We start from the raw sequence: 18,259 nt of genomic DNA, 5'->3' as shown, positions 1-18,259 counted from the left end.
GGCCCCGTTTGTTGCGAACTTTTACGCATTCGCTGCGGATGTTTTCGGTGGCCTGACGGTGCGCGGCGTGGTGAGCAGGTGCCCTGCGAGGCTCGCGCTTTAGGGCGTTGTCATCGCCCTGTGCGGCATACCGTCCAAAGCACGTCGATGCCGCTATCGCCTGCGGCGGGGCCACAGGCGGTGGCCTGCGCGGCCTGCAAAGGCCTTGGTACAGGATTGTTGACGCTTTGATGGGTGCGTCTTCGTTGAGCTTGCACTAAACTGAATCACATGATGTTACTGATCGGCCACCGTTCATGAGTGTGTTGTCAACGGTGGTCTTCGCCGACTTATCGGGCAGTACCTCGTTGTACGAAACGCTCGGCAACGAGCGCGCCACCGAGGCGGTGACCCAGGTCACGCAGTGGATCAGTGACACCATCGAGGCGCATGCTGGCCGTGTGGTCAAGAAGCTGGGCGACGGGGTGTTGTGTATTTTTGGCGATGCGGCCAGTGCCGTGACCGCCACCACCTATATGCTGCGCCAGCACCAGGCGCGCCTGGACCGTTGGCCGCAGCCGCTGCGCATGGACATCCGCGTGGGCGTGGCCAGCGGTGATGTGGTCGATGTGGACGGTGACTGCTACGGCGATGCCGTCAATGTGGCCTCCCGCCTGTGCGAGCGCGCGGGCCCTGCCGAAATCTGGGCCACCGAGACGGCAGTGCTCTTGGCAGGGGCGGCCCCTGACGTGTGGTACCGCAAGCTCGGCCTCATGGAGATCCGTGGCAAGGCCGAGTTGCAGATGCTCTACCAGGTGGAATGGCGCGAGAACGAAGAGCTCGACTCGCTTACCATGCAGGCGGCGCTGGTCAGTAATTTTGCGCCAGCCGATCCCATCCTGGGGCAGATCCAGTTTTCTTGGCATGGTGTAGACATGTCATTTACCTCGTCGGATGCGCCCGTGCACGTGGGGCGGGCCACCCATGCGCAGTTGTGCATCAACGATCCCCGCGTGTCGCGGCTGCATGCGCGCATCGACTGGCGCAACAGCGGCTTTGTGCTCACCGACATGAGCAGCTTTGGCACCTGGGTGCGGTTTGACGGCAGCGACTCGCCCGTGCGGTTGCGCCGTGACGCCTGCATCCTGCATGGCATGGGGCAGATTGCGTTGGGGGTTCCTTTTTCCGAGCCCAGTGCCCCGGTCATGAACTTTCAGGTCGCAGGGACCCGCGTTCATCTGGGTTGAGCCTTCGGCCGTCACCGCGGCGGGGCCAGGTCGAGTCCCCACCCCCTTTCACTTTCGAACAATAGACAGGAGACACGAGACATGGCGTGGATGAAGCGAACGGCCGTTGGTTTGGTAGTGGCGGCATTGTTGGCCGGCACGGGGGCTGCGGTGTATGTGCAGCGCAGCTTTGCGGCGATGGATGGCAAGCTGGTCGTGAAGGGCCTGCGCCAGGCCGTGCAGGTGCAGCGCGATGGCGCTGACGTTACTCATATTCGCGCACAAAGCCCGCAAGACGCCTGGTTTGCCATGGGCTATGTGCATGCGCAGGAGCGCACGTGGCAGTTGGAGTTCAACCGCCGCGTGATGCACGGCGAGCTGTCCGAGGTGTTTGGGCCGGCCACGCTGGAGACCGACAAGCTCATGCGCACGCTGGACATCATGGGCACGGCCAAGCGCCAGTATGCAGGCCTGCCGTTGTATGCCCAAGAGGCCCTGCAGGCCTACAGCCAGGGGATTCACGCGTTTCACCAAAACCGCCCCCAGGCGCTGCCGCCTGAGTTTCATATTCTGGGCGTTCAGCCGGGTGGGGTAGCGGGCGCGGTGTGGGAGCCCGAAGACAGCGTGGGCTGGGCATTGATGATGGCCCTGGACTTGGGCGGCAACTGGGGCAACGAGTTTGCGCGGCTGTCCATCGCCAAAACGCTGGATACCGAACGCCTGTGGCAGTTGATGCCACCGTACCCAGGGGAGCGCCCCGCTGCCTCGGCCGATCTGGCCGCGCTGTACCGGCAACTGGGGGTGTACCGTGCCACCGATGCCAACGCTTCTGCTGCGGCCCCCGCTGCTGCCGCGCTGGCTGATAACCGTGCCGAGCCTGTCGTGCTTGGCGACGGACCGTTGTCCCGCCAGATCAGCGCTGGCATGCTGGCCTGGGCGGAAGAGCTGACACGCAATGCGGGTACCAACGAAGGCAAGGGCAGCAACAACTGGGTGCTGGCTGGCACCCGTACCGTCAGCGGCAAACCGCTGCTGGCCAACGATCCACACCTGGGCCTGTCTGCTCCCGCCATCTGGTACTTTGCGGGCCTGCAGGCACCGGCGGGTAAGGCCTCCGACGGCACATCCATGGGGGCGATCGACGCCGTGGGCGCCACCTTGCCCGGCATGCCTTTTGTGGTGCTGGGCCGTACCGACAAAGTGGCCTGGGGCTTCACCAACACGGGCCCGGACGTGCAGGACCTGTACCTGGAGCAGATCAACCCTGCCGACGCGTCGCAGTACCGCACGCCCGAGGGCTGGGCGCCGTTCACCGTGCGCGCCGAGACCATCCGCGTCAAGGGGCAGGCCGATGTGGCACTGAAGGTGCGAAGCACGCGCCACGGCCCTGTGTTGAGCGACGCGCAGAAGTCGCACGCCGACGTGCTGGACCTCAGCAAATACGTGGTTGCGCTGCGCTGGAGCGCCCTGGATGCGGACAACCAGACCGTGCTCGCGGGCCTGCAGACCAACCAGGCGAAATCGGTGGACGCGTTGTTCGAGGCTCTGTCGCACTACCACTCGCCGATGCAGAACGTGGTGGCGGCTGACGACCAAGGCAACATCCGCTTCAAGGCGGCGGGCCGTGCGCCCGTGCGCGATGCTGCCAACGACATCCGTGGCGTGGCGCCCTCGCCGGGCTGGGACGCACGATACGACTGGAAGGGCTGGCTGCCGTATGACCAGACACCCGAGGACAACGGCGCCCGGGGCTGGATTGCCACCGCCAACCAGCGTGTGACCGCACCTGATTACTCCCACTACCTCACGCAGGACTGGGCCTTGCCCTACCGCTACGAACGCATTGCGCAGCTCATTGAGGCGACCGAAAAGCACGATGCCGTGAGCATGCAGGCCATCCACCGCGATGTGACCTCGCTGGCCGCGCGCAGGCTGCTGCCCTATCTGCAGCAGGCCTCGTCGTCGCACCCCCTGGCAGCGGCTGCGCAAGAGCAACTCAAGGGCTTTGACGGTGTGATGGATGCAGGCAAGGCCGCGCCCCTGGTGTTTGCCGCCTGGACGGACGAGCTGGCGCGTGGCCTGATCGTGCCGCGCATCGGCGAGGCGCGATTTACCGCCACCTATGGCAAACGCGACTACCGTGCCGCGCTGGAGGGCATCCTGGAGCGCAACGACACCTGGTGGTGCCAGCCTGCATCGTGCTCGGAGCAGTCTGCAGTAGCCCTGGGCCGTGCGCTCGACCGGCTGCAGGCAGCTTACGGCGCCGATCCTGCGCAATGGCGTTGGGGCGCTGCGCACCCGGCGCTCAGCGTGCACCGGCCGTTTGGCAACGTGCCTGCGTTGGCTAGGTTTTTTGACGTGAGCGAGCCGTCGCATGGCGACGCCTACACCGTCAACGTGGGGCAGTACAACGCGGGCGAGGCCAAGGGGCCGTTTTTGAACCGCCACGCTGCATCACTGCGCGCGGTGTACGACCTGGCTGACCTGGAACAGTCGCGCTTTATCTACCAGACCGGACAAAGTGGCCTGGTGTTTTCGCCGCGTTACCGCGATATGAGCAGCACCTGGGCGCAGACCGGCTACCGCGCGCTGCAGCGCCAGCCCGCGCGCTGGGCGCATGAGCTGACGCTGGCCCCTGCACCCGCTGCGCAATAACGCAGATCTGGAGGGTCACCATGGGTTTTGTGCCGCTGATCGAGGTGACCCGGGGCGACCTCGCCGAATGCCAGCACTGGGGCGCCGTGGCGGTGGCTGACCGCAACGGCCGCGTGCTGGCGCAGGTGGGCGACCCGTACACGGTCACTTTTACGCGCTCCACCATCAAGGCTTTTCAGGCCCTGCCGTTCATGCAGTCCGGCGGGGCCCATGCGCTGGGCTGGGGTTCGGGTGAACTGGCCCTGCTGTGCGCCAGCCACAACGGCGAACCCATGCATGTGCAGGAGGTCGAGCGCATGTTGGGTAGCGTAGGGCAGAGCTACCATGCCCTGCGCTGCGGCTGCCACCGGCCGCTGTTTGCCGAGCTGGGGCTGGGGTCGCTGCCAGACGGCTTTGTGCCCGACGAGCGCCACAACAACTGCAGCGGCAAACATGCGGGTTTTGTTGCCCACTGTGTGCAGCAGGGGTGGCCGCTGGACAACCACCTCGACCCTGCGCACCCGTTGCAGGTGGCCATTCGCGAGCGGGTGGCGCAGGCGGTGGGGTTGGGGCCCGATGAGCTCGCAATGGGCATCGACGGCTGCTCTGCCCCCAACTACGCCATGCCGCTTGCGCATCTCGCGCGGGGCTATGCGCGTCTGGCGGGTGGGGCGCCAGACACCGATCTGGATCAGAGCCTGACAGCACTTGCCGACGCGATGGTGCAACGCCCCGAACTGGGCTCCGGCACCGGTCGGCACGACCTGGATTTCATGCGGGTGGGGCGGGGCGAGTGGGTCTCGAAAACCGGGGCCGACGGTGTGCAGGTCGTGGGCAGCCGCAGCCGTGGCGAGGCCTTTGCTCTCAAGGTCATGGACGGCAACATGGTGGCGCAGGTGGCGGCTGCCGTGGAGGTGATGGACCAGCTGGGCTGGCTGGACGCTGCCCAGCGAGAAGCGTTGGCACCGCGCAGAAACGCAGTCATTCGCAATGCCAAGGGGCTGGTGGTGGGCGGGCGTCGGCCTGTCTTTCGTTTGCAACGCGCAACGGTTTGAGCCTGCGGGAGTGCCCCAGGAGCAGTCTCGCCGTGTTGGGGGCGGGGCAGAGGTTTTTAAGCGAAATAGGCCGATAGCGCACTATTTATATGCGCTGGCTGCTTCAAAAAATATAGCAAATGACTCGGTGTCCGGCAGCACATAAATCACCCCCGGCGTCCGCCCGAACCAGGGTGCGATGAACTGGTCGTAAAACGCTGCGGGTGCGTTCACGCAGCCATAGCTGATGCGTTTGTCGCGTGCGCCGGGGCTTGCCAGGCGCTGTGGGCGGCGTTCTGCGGCACTCACGCTGCGCACCCGGTGCAGTGAGACTGCGGCGTCGTAGTCGATCCACACAATGTCTTCCCCCTGCAGGTTGCGGCCGGGCTCGGTCACAAAGCGGCCCGCAGGGGTGGTGCGTTCGTGCGGGCGGATGTGGGACAAGGGCCGGGTGCCGATGCCGGGCGCAGAGCGGTCGCCCGGGGCGGCGCCCAGCAGCACGGGCGCGCTGCCCAGCCATTGGGCTTGGGCCGAGAACACGTGGATGTGCGCTGCGGGTTTGTCGATCACGGCAAATGGCAAGCCCTGGTGGTCGGCCGTTGCGGTGGACCAGCGCACCAGTTGGCGCACCCGGGCCGAGGCGTCTTCGGGCAGTGCCAGGGCGTAGCGTGGTGTGACGAGCGCACAGGCTACGGCGATGAGGGCGAGTCGGCGGTCCATCGAGAGGGAGAGGGGCATGTGGTTTGTCCATGGCGCCAAAAGTCACACCAGCCGATGGCACCTATGCGGTGCGATGCCAGTGCACCCGTAGACTGGCTGCACCAGGCACTCGTTGTGTTGTCCTTCGGGGGATTGCGGGCAACGACTTAGCGGGATTCATCCGGTTTGCCGCAGCGGCCAATGCCCACAATAATGCCTGTATCCGTGACTTCCGCGAAGCCCAGGGCTTCGAATCGCCATGTTTGACCGTCTCCGAAAAGCGCTGCATCTGCCCGGCGGCCCCACCGCCGCACGGCCCGTGTCCAACCAGGAGGTGGTGCAGTGGGCGGCCACCCAGCGCCTGGCGATCGTGCCTCAGGCGGTGGACGGGCATTTTGATCTGGGAGGCGACCTGAACGGTCACCCGTGGCGGCTGGAGTGTGGCAACCCCACACGCGATTACGTGCATGGCCTGGAGCTGCGAGGGCGCGCTGATCTGGGGGTGGACCCGGATGCGGCGGTGATGGTGCTCAACCGCTCCTTGCAGGAGTCCCTGGAGGGCAACGCCTACAACGCCATCACTGACACCCTGCAGACCACGGTGAATGCCAGCTTGCCCGAGGAAATGCGTTGGCTGGCCATGTATGAAGAGGTGGCCTGGCCGGGGCTGCCAGCCTCGTTCCGCGAGCACTTTGCGGTGGTGGCGGAGCGTATAGAGACAGCTCAGCGCTGGATTCATGCGCCAGTCGTGTCTCAGTTGCTCAACATTGTGGAAGGCGAGGGTGGCGCGGTGCGGGCACAGTCGCCGCTGCTGCTGATGTTGGTGCGTGGCAAGGTGTACTTGCGCATGGAGCACACGCAGCGCAGCCTCACGGAAATCGCCCAAGCCACACAGCTACTCTTGGCGGCTGCCCAGGGGGCTCTGCAGAACCTGCCACCCCCTCCGCCCGCTGATGCGCAGATGGAGGACGCAGCAGGGCTGCAGTAGCGCCGTAGATGCGTCGTAAATGCGCGCAGGCGCGCGTCAGCCGCCGCGTGTCACCGGCACGGCGGCATCGCGGCCGTAGGTGCCGTACTTGCCCAGCTCCCACTTGGCAATGGCGTTGCGGTGCACTTCGTCCGGGCCGTCGGCAAAACGCAGGGTGCGCGCACCGGCGTAGGCGTAGGCCAGGGGGAAGTCGTCAGACATGCCGCCGCCACCATGCACCTGCATGGCCCAGTCGATGACCTGGCAGGCCATGCTAGGAGCCACCACCTTGATCATCGCGATTTCGGTCTTGGCCACCTTGTTGCCAGCCACGTCCATCAGCCAGGCGGCCTTGAGGGTCAGCAGGCGGGCCATGTCGATCTTGCAACGGGCCTCGGCAATGCGTTCCTGCGTCACGGTTTGCTGGGCCACGGTCTTGCCGAATGCGACGCGCGACGACGCGCGCTTGCACATCAGCTCCAGTGCACGTTCGGCCAGGCCGATCAGGCGCATGCAGTGGTGGATGCGTCCGGGGCCCAGGCGGCCTTGGGCGATCTCGAAGCCACGGCCCTCGCCCAGCAGGATGTTGGAGACGGGCACGCGCACGTTCTCGAACGTCATCTCGACGTGGCCGTGGGGCGCGTCGTCATAGCCCAGCACGTTGAGCGGGCGGACGATGGTGATGCCCTTGGCGTCGGCGGGCACCAGCACCATGCTCTGCTGCGAGTGGCGGGGTGCGTCGGGGTCGGTCTTGCCCATGGTGATGAACACGGCGCAGCGTGGGTCGGCCGCGCCGGAGATCCACCACTTGCGGCCATTGATCACGTACTCGTCGCCCTGGCGTTCAATGCGGGTCTCGATGTTGGTGGCGTCGCTCGACGCCACATCGGGCTCGGTCATCGCAAAGGCCGAGCGGATCTTGCCTTCGAGCAGCGGCTTGAGCCAGCGGGCCTTGTTGGCTTCGTCGCCGTAGCGGGCAATGGTTTCCATGTTGCCGGTGTCGGGTGCCGAGCAGTTGAACACTTCGCTGGCCCATGGCACGCGGCCCATGATTTCGGCCAGCGGCGCGTATTCCTGATTGGTCAGGCCCGCACCGTCGTAGCCCGAAGCCGCAGCGCTATCGACCGGCAGGAACAGGTTCCACAGCCCGGCGGACATGGCCTTGGGCTTGAGGTTCTCGATGGTGTTCAGCGCGCTCCAGCGCTTGCCTGCCGCTGTGTTGGCGGCCAGTTCGTCTTTGTAGGCAGACTCGTTCGGATAGATGTGGTCATCCATGAACTTGAGCAGTTTGGCCTGCAGTTCCTTGGTTTTGGGCGAGTAGTCAAAGTCCATGGGTTTCTTCTCCGTTGGTAATCGTGGGGCGGCGCTTGGGGTTGCGTCGCGTGCTCAGCCGCGCTGCGCAAACGACCAGGCCAGTTGGGCCATGGGTCGTGCGGTGTCGCCCGAGGCCTTGGCCTGGGCGCTGGATGCCGTGCCTGCCTCCACCCGCTTGGCAATGCCTTGCAGGATGGCTGCGATGCGGAACATGTTGTAGGCGAGGTAGAAGTTCCAGTCCGCACGCAAGGCTTCGGGTGTGGTAATGCCGGTGCGCTCGCAGTACAGACGGATGTAGGTGTCTTCGTCGGGGATGCCCAGCGCGCCCAGGTCCAGCCCTGCGATGCCGCGCCCGAGCGAGGCAGGGATGTGCCAGCTCATGCAGTGGTAGCTGAAGTCAGCCAGGGGATGCCCCAGCGTGGACAGCTCCCAGTCGAGCACGGCAATCACGCGTGGCTCGGTGGGGTGGAACATCAGGTTGTCCAGGCGGTAGTCGCCGTGCACGATGGACACGTGGCCTTCGTCCCTTGCGCTGGCGGGCATGTTGGCGGGCAGCCACTCCATCAGGCGGTCCATCTCTTCGATGGGCTGCGTGATGGACGCCACGTATTGTTTGCTCCAGCGACCGATCTGGCGGTCAAAGTAGTTGCCGGGTTTGCCGTAGCTGGCCAGGCCTCTGTCTGCAAATTTGACGGTGTGCAGCGCTGCGATCACGCGGTTCATCTCGTTGTAGATGTCACCGCGTTCAGTCGGCGTCATGCCGGGCAGGGACTGGTCCCACAGCACACGCCCCTGCATGCACTCCATCACGTAGAAGGCGCGCCCGATCACTGATTCGTCCTCGCACAGCACAAACATGCGGGGTACGGGTACATCGGTGCCGTACAGGCCGCTCATCACCGCAAATTCGCGCTCAATGGCGTGGGCCGAAGGCAGCAACTTGGCCACGGGCCCAGGCTTGGCGCGCATCACGTAGCTGGTGCTGGGTGTGATGAGCTTGTACGTGGGATTGGACTGCCCGCCCTTGAACATCTCCACCGTCAGCGGGCCCACAAAGCCCTCCATGTTCCTGGAGAGCCATGCAGTCAGCGTTTCGATGTCGAAGGCGTGCTGATCGGAAACAGGGCGGGTGCCGACGAAATGGTCAAAGTTGCTCATGGAGGGGCGGGTGAAGGTTCGGGCAGTCAGTGGTTGGGTGGGTGGGTCAGTTGTCGGTTTCGGCGATGCGCATCAGTGCTTCTCGGTCACGCACCACCAGGCCGCCCGGCTCGATGCGGATGGCGTCCTCGCGTTCCATGGCCTTGAGTTCCTGGTTCACCCGTTGGCGCGAAGCGCCCAACAGTTGCGCCAGTTCTTCCTGCGCCAGTTGCAGGCCAATGCGCATCTCGCTGCCATCCGACAGACTGGGAATGCCGTAGCTGCGAACCAAGTGCACCAGCTGTTTGGCCAGCCGCGCGCGCAGGGGCAGGGTGTTGAGGTCTTCCACCAAACCGTACAGCTGACGAATGCGCCGCGCATGCAGGCGCAGCATGGCTTCGTAGAACTCCACGTGCGAAGCCAAGATCTTCTTGAAGTCGGACTTGGCCACGCACAGGATGGTGGTGTCGCCATGCGCATACGCGTCGTGCGTGCGCCGGTCTCCGTCGAAGATCGCCACGTCGCCGAACCAGATGCCCGGCTCCACATAGGTCAGCGTGATCTGCTTGCCCGAGATGGAGGTGGAGCTCACTCGCACCGCACCGCGTGCACAGGCAATCCACTCTTCGGGTGGATCGCCGCGTGCGCAGATCAGGGCGCCGTCCTTGAAACGTTTGACGTATGCACATCGGAGGATGTCGTGGCGTAGCGAAGGTGAAAGGGAAGAAAACCAGCGACCGGAGTTGATCGCTTCACGTTCTTCGATAGTAAGAATCGGGTCGTCCATGGTCTGTCTTTTGGGTGACTAGAAACAGACCCATTGTCGCGTCAGGGACCTGCGCAATACGTCAGGGTTGTCACCTGCGTGTCTGCCCGTAGGCCAAAAGAAAACCCCCGGCGCTGGGTGGCAGCGTGCCGGGGGTTGATGTTGTGATGGAGGGGGCGAGCGCCTGCTGGCACCCGCTGCGCCGTGTCACTCGTAGCGGGGCGCGCGCTTTTCAAGGAACGCCGAGATTCCAGCCCCGCCGTTGGCGTGGTGCAGGTTCTTCACGAAGTGGTCGCGTTCATGGGCCAGATGGTGTGTGAGCTGAGCATGTGGCGCCTCGTTCAGCAGCTCCTTGATGCTGGCCAGTGCATTGGGTGCACGGGCATTGAGCTGCTCGGCCAGCGCCAGGGCTGTGTCGAGTGCATTGCCTGCTTCGGCAATGCGGTTGACCAGGCCCAATGCGTGCAGACGTTCTGCGCCGATGCGGTCACCACACATGAGGATCTCGGTGGCAATCTGGCGAGGCAGGGCCTGGGCCAGGCTCCAGCTGGCGCCGCCATCTGGCGACAGTGCCACGTTGCTGTAGGCCATCACAAACACTGCATTGCGTGCCGCCACGATGAAGTCGCAGGCCAGCGCCAGCGAAAACCCTGCACCGGCTGCCGCGCCCTCCACGGCCGCAATCACCGGCTTGGGGTAGGTGCGGATGGTCTCGATCCAGTTGTGCAGGCCTTCGATGCTCTGTGCCTGCACCTCAGGCGCTTCCTGGCGGTTGGCCAGCAGGCGCTGCAGATTGCCGCCCGAACAGAACATGCCATCGGAGCCCGTGATGACCACGCTGCGGATGTCGGGGCTGCTTTCGGCCACGCCCAGCGCCTCCACACCTGCTGCATACATCACCGGGTCGATGGCATTGCGCCGCTCGGGGTTGCGAAGGGTCAGGACCAGGGTCTGGCCCTGGCTGGTGCTCAGGAGTTCTGCGGGCATCTTGTATCCGGGTAAAGGCTTCGGACGGCTGTTGTCAGGTTTGCACGGGGCTACGCATCGTCCGCAGCTTATCGAACAGAGTGCGGCTCAAGCCAAGGCAGCCGTGCAAGGGCCGCCAAGCTGCGCAGCCGCGTTTCACTTGCGTGCACTGGCTGCGTCCCCCTTCCCGAATTGCACAGCAATTCGGGAAGGGGGACGGCGCGAAGCGACTCAGGGGGGCGAATCAATCAGTCTTCTTCCACGTGGCTCAGGCTCAGGCCGATGGCTCCTCGCCGACGCAGCCATGGGCTGGGGCGGTAGCGCGTGTCGCCATACACGGTCTGCATGTTGAACAGCACCTCCAGAATGTTGGTGGGACCCCAGCGGTCGCCCATGGCCAGTGGGCCCAATGGGTAGCCCAAGCCCAGGGTCACGGCGGTTTCCAGGTCCTTGGGCGAGCAGATGCCTTGCTGGCAGATGTCGCTGGCGATGTTGACGATGGTGCTCACCACGCGCTGCGTGACAAAACCACCGCTGTCGCGGATCACGCTCACGGCCTTGCCGTCGCGTGCAAACAGGGCATGCGCCGCGTTGCGGATGTCCACGCGGGTGGCGGGGTTGGTGGCCAGCACGCGGCGCTTTGTTGCGGCGTCATCGATGAGCATGTCAATGCCAATGGTGCGGGCCGGGTCCAGTCGCTCCACCACCGCGACGGTGGTCACGTCAAAGCCCAGCGGTGCGACCAGCGTGATGGCCTGGGGGGAGGGGGATTGGCCCGTTTCGATGGTGGCACCCAGGTCCTTGAGCAGCTGGTACAGCTCTGCACGGCGGGCAGCGCGCGGGGACACCCACACTGGTGGAATGTCGTTGACCACAGGGACCGGGGCTTCGGCAGGCACCTGTGCCACGCCATCCACATAGCGGTAAAACCCTTCGCCCACCTTCTTGCCCACAACCCCCCCTGCCAGGCGCTGGGCCGTGATCACGCTGGGGCGAAAACGCGGCTCGTCGTAATACTGGCGGTAGATGGATTCCATGACCGGATGCGACACGTCCAGCGCCGTCAGGTCCATCAGTTCGAAGGGGCCCAGCTTGAAGCCGACCTGGTCGCGCAGGATGCGGTCGATGGTGGCGAAATCGGTGACGCCCTCACCCACGATGCGCAGGGCTTCTGTGCCAAAACCTCGCCCCGCGTGGTTCACGATGAAGCCGGGGGTGTCCTGCGCCTGCACGGGGGTGTGGCCCATTTCTTTGGCATATGCGGCCAGCGCGGTGCAGATGGCAGGACCTGTCTTGAGGCCCGCAATCACCTCCACCACCTTCATGAGCGGAACGGGGTTGAAGAAGTGGAACCCGGCCAGGCGTTCTGGGCGCTGGAGGGCTGCGCCAATGGCGGTCACGGACAGGGATGACGTGTTGGTGGCCAGCACGGCATCAGCGCGTACCACCCCTTCCAGTTCGACGAAGAGGGCTTGTTTGGCGTCCAGCCGTTCCACGATGGCTTCCACCACCAGGTCACAGTTTGCCAAGGCTGCTGTTGTTTTGACGGGGTGCAACCGCGCGGTCAGCGCGCTGGCTTGTTCCGCGTCCATCCGGCCTTTGGCGACCAGCTTGTTCCACTGTTCCTGCAGGGCGGCCCGGGCGGCGTCGGCTGCTCCGGGGTTGGCGTCTAGCAGAAAAACCTGGCTGCCGGCCTGGGCCGCAATTTGCGCGATGCCCCGGCCCATGGCGCCGGTGCCCACGATGGCGATGTTGGGAAACTGAATTTTCATAGCGGCATTATGGCTCTGGCCTTATCTGGGAGTTATGTGCAAGAATCCTTTAGACCAAAAAACAGAATTGATTGTGATAATTCGTAACACCATTTTGGGGCCGGGATTGTGGGCGCTTGCAGCCGGCGCTTCGGCGCTGTCCCTGGGCAACGGTAATGGTACGGTCGTGTTGGGCGCTCCGGTCGATCTGTCGTTCGAGTTGCAGCCCGACCCCGGTACGGATGTCGCGTCCTCTTGCGTCACCGCCAAGCTGGTGGCGGGCGACAACGCCATCAGCGACAACAAGGTGCGCGTGATCCCCCTGCCCGAGGTGCGTGGGCGCCCCTCAGGGGTCCGCGTGCTGGCCTCTGTGTCGCTGGATGAGCCCGTGCTCACCGTCACCCTGACCGCAGGATGCAACGGTAAAACCACACGCAGTTACACATTTCTCTCGGACTTGCCAACAGCCGTCACCCGGTCTGCCTCTGCGTCGCCGGTGGACCTTTCGCGGCTTCCTGCGGTAACCCCTGGTGCAGGTGCAGAGTCACAGCGTTCGCCTTTGGCGGGGAGTGGCAGTGCAGCCGCATCCGCAGCGGCGGCCGGTGTTGCGCAGGCCGCCCGGCCCAGTGACAAGGCGCCTGTGCCCGCAAGGGCCGCGCGGCCGCCTGTCGCAGACAACCGTGCACCGGGTTCTGCAGCTGCTGTGCGACCCACAACGCGTGTGGGCACTGCGGCGCCTGGCAAGTCGGTGGTTGCCTCTGTGCCCGCCGCGCGCTCCCGTCTGGTGGTTGAGCCCTTGGACACTTGGCTGGACAGCCCCGTGGCGTTGCGTTCCACGGCCCAACTGCCGACGGCGCCGTCCGAGGAGATGTCGGCCTTGCGCGCGCAGGCCGCAGCGCTGTGGAAGTCTTTGAATGTGCAGCCGGAGGAGTTGCAAAAGGACGACGAACGGCTGAAGGCGCTGGAATCGGATACAGCCACACTGCGTGCGCAGGCCGCGAAGGACCGCGCAGCCGCTGGCCAGTTGCAACAGCAGCTGGAGTTGATGGAGCAGGAACGCTTTCCCGCGACGGTGGTTTACGCCCTGGGCGGGCTGCTCGCCCTCGCGTTGTTGGGTGTGGCATGGATGTGGTCGCGGATGCGCAGCGCCTCTGACAAGGCGGTGCGGTCGTGGCGCGATTCCGTGGCTCTGGGCGCACGTGCCGATGCGGCATCGGCACATGACGAGGCCCTCGGCCTCACGCCCCATCCCGGCGACACCTGGCTACCGTCTGAGACTCAGCCCCACGCCGTCGCAGCGAACCCCGAGTCCGGTGCCACTCCCCTCCAAAAAGCGGCCTCGGTAACGGTGGAGCCACGCTTTGTAACGACCAGCCCTGCGGCGAGTGCTCCAGCTCCATTGCAGGCCAAGGCTGTTGCTGCGCCGCCCGCCGCAGCCTCGGTGGCGCCCCACATCGTCAACCCCGAAGAGCTGTTTGACATCCAGCAACAGGCCGAGTTTTTTGTCTCGGTGGGCGAACACCAACAGGCCATCGAGGTTCTGAAACACCATATTGCAGAGCACCGCGAGACTTCGCCGCTGGCCTACCTGGAGCTATTGCGGCTGTACCACACGCTCAGCCGTGTGGATGAATTTGCGCAGTTGCGCACGCAGTTCATGCAGTCCTTCAATGCGCAGGTGCCGGAGTTTGCGGGCTTTCACCGCACGGGCCGCATGCTGTACCACTACACCGATGCGCTCGCCGAGATCGAGGCCGAGTGGACGACGCCTGCGGTGCTGGGCTTGCTGGAGAAATTTCTGTTCCGTCGCACGGGTGCCGAGGCTGTGGATCCGTTTGACCTGGCGGCCTATGACGATCTGTTGCTGCTGCTGGCGATTGCGCAGACCACGCCTGCCAGTGCGCGTGGTGCACAGCCGCCGCGCAAGCGCACGACGCCGTTGGCTCCACCACGGTCCGAAACCGTGGTCGCGCCGTCGACCCTGGCCCCAGCGGTGGAGTTGCAAGACGATTTGCTGCTTGATTCTCTGGCCGCCAGCCTGGAGTTTGAGTTTGCGGAGAAGGTTCTGCAGCCGCCTGCGCCCGCGCCTTATTCCGGGGGGGCTCCCAATCCACCGGCAGCCCTGGGCGAGGACTCGCGAGGGATTCCGCTCGATCTGGACCTGTCGGACCCTCCACACCTCACGCTGAGCGATCTGCCCCCGGTGCCTGTGACATCGTCACCGCCAGCGGGCCAGCCTGTCGGCTTTGGCATGGAGAACGATCTCATGGAACTGCGCCTCGAACTGGAGCAGATGAAGAAGCCGGACCGCAAGTAGGCCGGGCCTGCCTCCGGGCGGTTGCCCAGGCAGCGTGCGCTACTGGGTTCTGGATGGTAGGGCTATGGGCTGCGGCTATGCGCTCCGACCCATCAACGCATGAGCGCCATCAGCTGCGCAGCCGATGCTTCAGGGTGAGGGGCGTTGACCAATGCCCGCACCACTGCCACAGAGCCCACCCCGGTGGTCAGTACGGTGGGGAACTGTTCAGCACCGATCCCTCCGATGGCCACTTGTGGGTAGTGGCGCATCAACCGCGCATACACGCCCAGCCTGCCCACGCCCTGGGGTGCGGTGACCATTTTTTTCAATGTCGTGGGGAACACGGCGCCCATGGCGATATAGCTGGGCCCCACGGCGTCGGCACGCACCATTTCGGCATACCCATGGGTGCTCACTCCCAGGCGCAGCCCCGAGCGGTGCAGCGTCTGTAGCTCCTGGGGCGTGAGTGCGTCCAGGTCTTCCTGGCCCAGATGGATGCCATAGGCGCCCGCGTCGATGGCGTCCCGCCAATGGTCGTTGATGAACAACAGCGCGCCTGTGCCTTGCACTGCTTTGACGGCTGCCTGGACTTCGGCTCGGATGGCATGGGCATCGTCCGACTTGAAGCGCAGTTGCACGGTGGGCACCCCCGCGCGTGCCATGCGGCCCACCCAGAGGGCATCGGGCAATACGGCATACAGACCCAGGTGCTGCGGGCAGGCGGCAAACTGCTGGGCGCGGGGAAGGTTCTGCAGGCCAAAGTCCTGGGGCTCGTCTGGCCATTGGTCGGGCTGTGCGCTGCCGGTGCGCAGCGCGCGCGCCTGCCAGGCACGGGCCAGGCATTCGGCGTCGTGGGCAATAAAGCCCAACGCACTGCAGGCCTGCAGTGCGGCGAGGTAGGTGGGGTCTTGCGAAGTGGAGGGGGGCACCGGCTCGGGCGTAAACCCGGCAAAGGTGCCCGCGTGGTGCGCAACGATGGCTTGCGCCAGGTCAGTGATATCACGCATGGGCGTGGTGCCAGAACGGTGTGCCCAACACGGGCGTGCTGGGCTGGGCCGCATCCTGGGCGGCCATGGCGCCGGCAAGGCGCGCAATGCGCCCTGCGTTCACAGCGTCTGCGAACGCGCCAGCCATGGCTACCGGGTCTTGGGCCAGTGCCACGGCAGTGTTCAGCAGCACGCCGTCGTAGCCCCATTCCATCACCTGGCAGGCGTGCGAAGGCAAGCCCAGGCCTGCATCCACCAGCATGGGAACGTCCAGGCGCTCGCGCAGCGTCTGCAAGGCATAGGGGTTGACGGGGCCACGCCCCGTGCCAATGGGAGCGGCCCAAGGCATCACAGCCTGGCAGCCCACATCGACCAGGCGCTGGCACAGCACCAAGTCTTCGGTGCAGTAGGGCAGCACCTGAAAGCCTTCTTTGATGAGGTGTTCGGCCACGCCCACCAGGTTCAGCGTGTCCGGCTGCAAGGTGTAGTCGTCGCCAATCAGCTCCAGCTTGATCCAGGGGGTGTTGAACACCTCGCGAGCCATCTGCGCAGTGGTGATGGCTTCTTGCGCGCTGTGGCAGCCTGCGGTGTTGGGCAGCACGGGCACATTGAGCTTGCGCAGCAGCTCCCAGAAGCTGCTGCCGCTCTCGGCTGGGTTGCTGCCCTGGCGGCGGAGCGAAGCTGTGACCATGGCAGGCTTGGCGCGCAATACGGCGGCTTCGAGCACCGCAGGGGATGGGTAGCGCGAGGTGCCCAGCAACAGGCGGCTGGCGAACTGCTGGCCGTACAGCACCAGGGGGTCTTGGGGCGTTGAAGTGGTCATGGTATTACTATGCTTTTAATAGCTGCTAGCGCTTATTCATCAAGCGCTAGGTGCCAATTTGGCTTCAAATTTCAGATGGCGGATCAGCCCCCCGTCACGGGCGAGATGATTTCCACGCGGTCGCCGGGCTGCAGGGCCTGCGCGGCGTAGCGGGTGTTGGGCACAAAGGTGGTGTTCACGGCTACGGCAAAAGGCGGACGGGCCGCGATGGCGGCCACGGCGTCGGCCACGGTGGCCCCTTCGGGCAGTTCGTGCGGGATCTGGTTGATGGAAATGTTCATGCGAAGGCGGCGGCCGCGCTGGGTGGGGGCAGGGGGGCGGGCTCTAGATCCAGCGCGAGGTCAAAACGTTGCGAAAGTTGCGATTGTCCTGCGTTCAGCACTTCGAGCGTCACATCCAGCATCGCGGGCGCGATCATGAAGCCGTGGCGGTACAGGCCATTGATCTCCAGCACGCCCGGGCGGGGCTGGCGGATGGCGGGCAGGTTGTCGGGCAGCGTGGGGCGGCACTGCGTGGCCAGTTCCAGAATGCGGCCTTCCGCAAAGCTGGGGTGCACGGCGTAGGCGGCACTCAGCAGTTCCAGCGTCGATCGCACGCTGGCGGGCGAGAGGTCGTCCGACTCGATCTCGGTCGCGCCGATCACGAACAAATGGTCTTCCTTGGGTGCGATGTAGATGGGGTAGCGCGGGTGCACCAGCCGCGTAGGGCGCTGCAGCGTGACATCCGGCGCGTAGATGCGAACCACCTCGCCCCGCACGCCGCGCAACGCAGGCCATTGGCCCTTGGCGCCTAGACCACGGCAGTCCAGCACCCAGTCGGGCTGGCCGGGGGCGCCGGGCGTGAAGGCCTCGGGCGACTGGGGCGTGTGCCAGTGCATGTGTACGGACAGCCGCTGCATTTCCACCACCAGGGCGGCCAGCAACTGCCGGTTGTCGAGCTGGCCTTCGCCAGGCAGGTACAGGCCCTGCGCAAAGCGCTGCGCCAATGTGGGCTCCGCCTGGGCCAGCGCGGCGCCGTCCAGTTTTTGCAGGGCGGGCAGCTCGGGCACCTTGTGCTGGTTGGCCTCCAGTTGGCGCGTGAGCCGCTGGGCTTCAGCTGCGTCCTGGCGGTGCCACACGATGAGCGTGCCGGCCTGCTGGAAGAACACGGGCTCTGACAGGGCGCCCAGCAGTTCGGGCCAGCGGGTCAACGCATGGTGGCCCATGCGCACCACGCCGGGTTCGGTGATCGCTGACTCTGCCAGCGGCGCCAGCATCGCGGCGGCCACGGTGGCGGCCGAGTTTTCTGCCGCCGGGCTGCCTGCGTCGTAGATGTCTACACGGTGCCCTTGGCGGGCCAGCTCCACCGCAAGCAGGCGACCCATGAGGCCCGCGCCCAAAATGGCAAAAGAAGAGGGTTGAAGTGGCATAAGTCCGTCGGTGGGTCCGTGTGTTGGCAGGCAACCATGGACAAAACGGGGGCAGAGCCGTTGGTGGAAACTCCCCACGCCAGCATGACCTGGATCGGGTAGCGGGGCCATGTTGCTGGCAGTGCCATGCAGCGCTGCTTGCGAGCCCCAGGGTATTTCTCAGTCGCACACCAAAAACGGCGGGACACCCCTGTTTCGTCCGGAAAAATCAATTACAGCACAACCCTTGGCAGCTCTTTTTGCGCTAACGCATAGGCCATAATTTTTGCC

15 protein-coding genes are annotated in these 18,259 nt (G+C 65.2%); 5 read left to right on the top strand and 10 right to left on the bottom strand.

The window, feature by feature from the left end:
* Positions 1 to 296 precede the first annotated feature (296 nt).
* The 3 genes from OIN59_RS09160 (at position 297) to OIN59_RS09150 (ending at position 4,894) form a co-directional block, all read left to right on the top strand.
* On the top strand, positions 297 to 1,226 hold the full coding sequence (locus OIN59_RS09160; RefSeq protein WP_274109448.1) for an adenylate/guanylate cyclase domain-containing protein: 930 nt from the start codon (positions 297 to 299) through the stop codon (positions 1,224 to 1,226).
* An 81-nt stretch (positions 1,227 to 1,307) separates the two neighbouring features.
* On the top strand, positions 1,308 to 3,860 hold the full coding sequence (locus tag OIN59_RS09155; RefSeq protein WP_274109446.1) for a penicillin acylase family protein: 2,553 nt from the start codon (positions 1,308 to 1,310) through the stop codon (positions 3,858 to 3,860).
* Positions 3,861 to 3,880: 20 nt separating this feature from the next.
* Positions 3,881 to 4,894, top strand: a complete 1,014-nt coding sequence (locus OIN59_RS09150) for an asparaginase (protein WP_274109444.1) — start codon at positions 3,881 to 3,883, stop codon at positions 4,892 to 4,894.
* Between the two features lie 81 nt (positions 4,895 to 4,975).
* Here the strand turns inward: OIN59_RS09150 and OIN59_RS09145 are convergent, their stop codons facing one another.
* Positions 4,976 to 5,593: a hypothetical protein gene (locus tag OIN59_RS09145; RefSeq protein WP_274109886.1), complete on the bottom strand. Its 618-nt coding sequence runs from the start codon at positions 5,591 to 5,593 to the stop codon at positions 4,976 to 4,978.
* Between the two features lie 238 nt (positions 5,594 to 5,831).
* On the opposite strand from OIN59_RS09145, the gene OIN59_RS09140 reads away from it, so the two are divergent.
* Positions 5,832 to 6,560 carry a hypothetical protein gene (locus tag OIN59_RS09140; RefSeq protein ID WP_274109442.1) on the top strand — a complete coding sequence of 243 codons (729 nt, stop codon included), beginning with the start codon at positions 5,832 to 5,834 and terminating at the stop codon, positions 6,558 to 6,560.
* Between the two features lie 36 nt (positions 6,561 to 6,596).
* Here the strand turns inward: OIN59_RS09140 and OIN59_RS09135 are convergent, their stop codons facing one another.
* The 5 genes from OIN59_RS09135 to OIN59_RS09115 form a co-directional block, all read right to left on the bottom strand.
* Complete coding sequence (locus OIN59_RS09135) at positions 6,597 to 7,871, bottom strand: acyl-CoA dehydrogenase family protein (protein ID WP_274109440.1); 1,275 nt, start codon at positions 7,869 to 7,871, stop codon at positions 6,597 to 6,599.
* A gap of 54 nt (positions 7,872 to 7,925) precedes the next feature.
* Entirely contained in the window at positions 7,926 to 9,011 is a 1,086-nt protein-coding gene (locus tag OIN59_RS09130; protein ID WP_274109438.1) for a phosphotransferase, read from the bottom strand.
* A gap of 46 nt (positions 9,012 to 9,057) precedes the next feature.
* Positions 9,058 to 9,777 carry a Crp/Fnr family transcriptional regulator gene (locus OIN59_RS09125; protein ID WP_063460954.1) on the bottom strand — a complete coding sequence of 240 codons (720 nt, stop codon included), beginning with the start codon at positions 9,775 to 9,777 and terminating at the stop codon, positions 9,058 to 9,060.
* Between the two features lie 186 nt (positions 9,778 to 9,963).
* Positions 9,964 to 10,743, bottom strand: coding sequence for an oxepin-CoA hydrolase, alternative type (locus tag OIN59_RS09120; protein ID WP_274109434.1), 780 nt, complete (start codon positions 10,741 to 10,743; stop codon positions 9,964 to 9,966).
* A gap of 227 nt (positions 10,744 to 10,970) precedes the next feature.
* A complete protein-coding gene (locus OIN59_RS09115; protein WP_274109432.1) occupies positions 10,971 to 12,494 on the bottom strand; it encodes a 3-hydroxyacyl-CoA dehydrogenase in 1,524 nt (507 codons plus the stop codon).
* A gap of 166 nt (positions 12,495 to 12,660) precedes the next feature.
* Here OIN59_RS09115 and OIN59_RS09110 point away from each other — a divergent pair, with 166 nt between their 5' ends.
* Complete coding sequence (locus tag OIN59_RS09110; protein ID WP_274109430.1) at positions 12,661 to 14,790, top strand: hypothetical protein; 2,130 nt, start codon at positions 12,661 to 12,663, stop codon at positions 14,788 to 14,790.
* Between the two features lie 92 nt (positions 14,791 to 14,882).
* On the opposite strand, the gene OIN59_RS09105 is transcribed toward OIN59_RS09110, so the two are convergent.
* The 4 genes from OIN59_RS09105 to OIN59_RS09090 all read right to left on the bottom strand — a co-directional run bounded on the left by OIN59_RS09105 (position 14,883) and on the right by OIN59_RS09090 (position 17,989).
* Positions 14,883 to 15,779, bottom strand: coding sequence for a thiamine phosphate synthase (locus OIN59_RS09105; RefSeq protein WP_274109428.1), 897 nt, complete (start codon positions 15,777 to 15,779; stop codon positions 14,883 to 14,885).
* Positions 15,772 to 16,581, bottom strand: a complete 810-nt coding sequence (locus OIN59_RS09100) for a thiazole synthase (protein WP_274109425.1) — start codon at positions 16,579 to 16,581, stop codon at positions 15,772 to 15,774. Before OIN59_RS09100 ends, OIN59_RS09105 begins: the two co-directional genes overlap by 8 nt.
* 83 nt (positions 16,582 to 16,664) lie before the next feature.
* Positions 16,665 to 16,862: a sulfur carrier protein ThiS gene (gene thiS / locus OIN59_RS09095; protein ID WP_055393858.1), complete on the bottom strand. Its 198-nt coding sequence runs from the start codon at positions 16,860 to 16,862 to the stop codon at positions 16,665 to 16,667.
* Positions 16,859 to 17,989, bottom strand: a complete 1,131-nt coding sequence (locus OIN59_RS09090) for an FAD-dependent oxidoreductase (protein ID WP_274109423.1) — start codon at positions 17,987 to 17,989, stop codon at positions 16,859 to 16,861. The genes thiS and OIN59_RS09090 overlap by 4 nt, the downstream gene beginning before the upstream one ends.
* Positions 17,990 to 18,259 lie beyond the last annotated feature (270 nt).

This window comes from Acidovorax benzenivorans, assembly GCF_028680575.1.
GTDB classification, from domain to species: domain Bacteria; phylum Pseudomonadota; class Gammaproteobacteria; order Burkholderiales; family Burkholderiaceae_C; genus Acidovorax; species Acidovorax benzenivorans.
The sequence above is the reverse complement of the archived record's forward strand: the minus strand, read 5'-3'. Positions and strand labels throughout refer to the sequence as shown.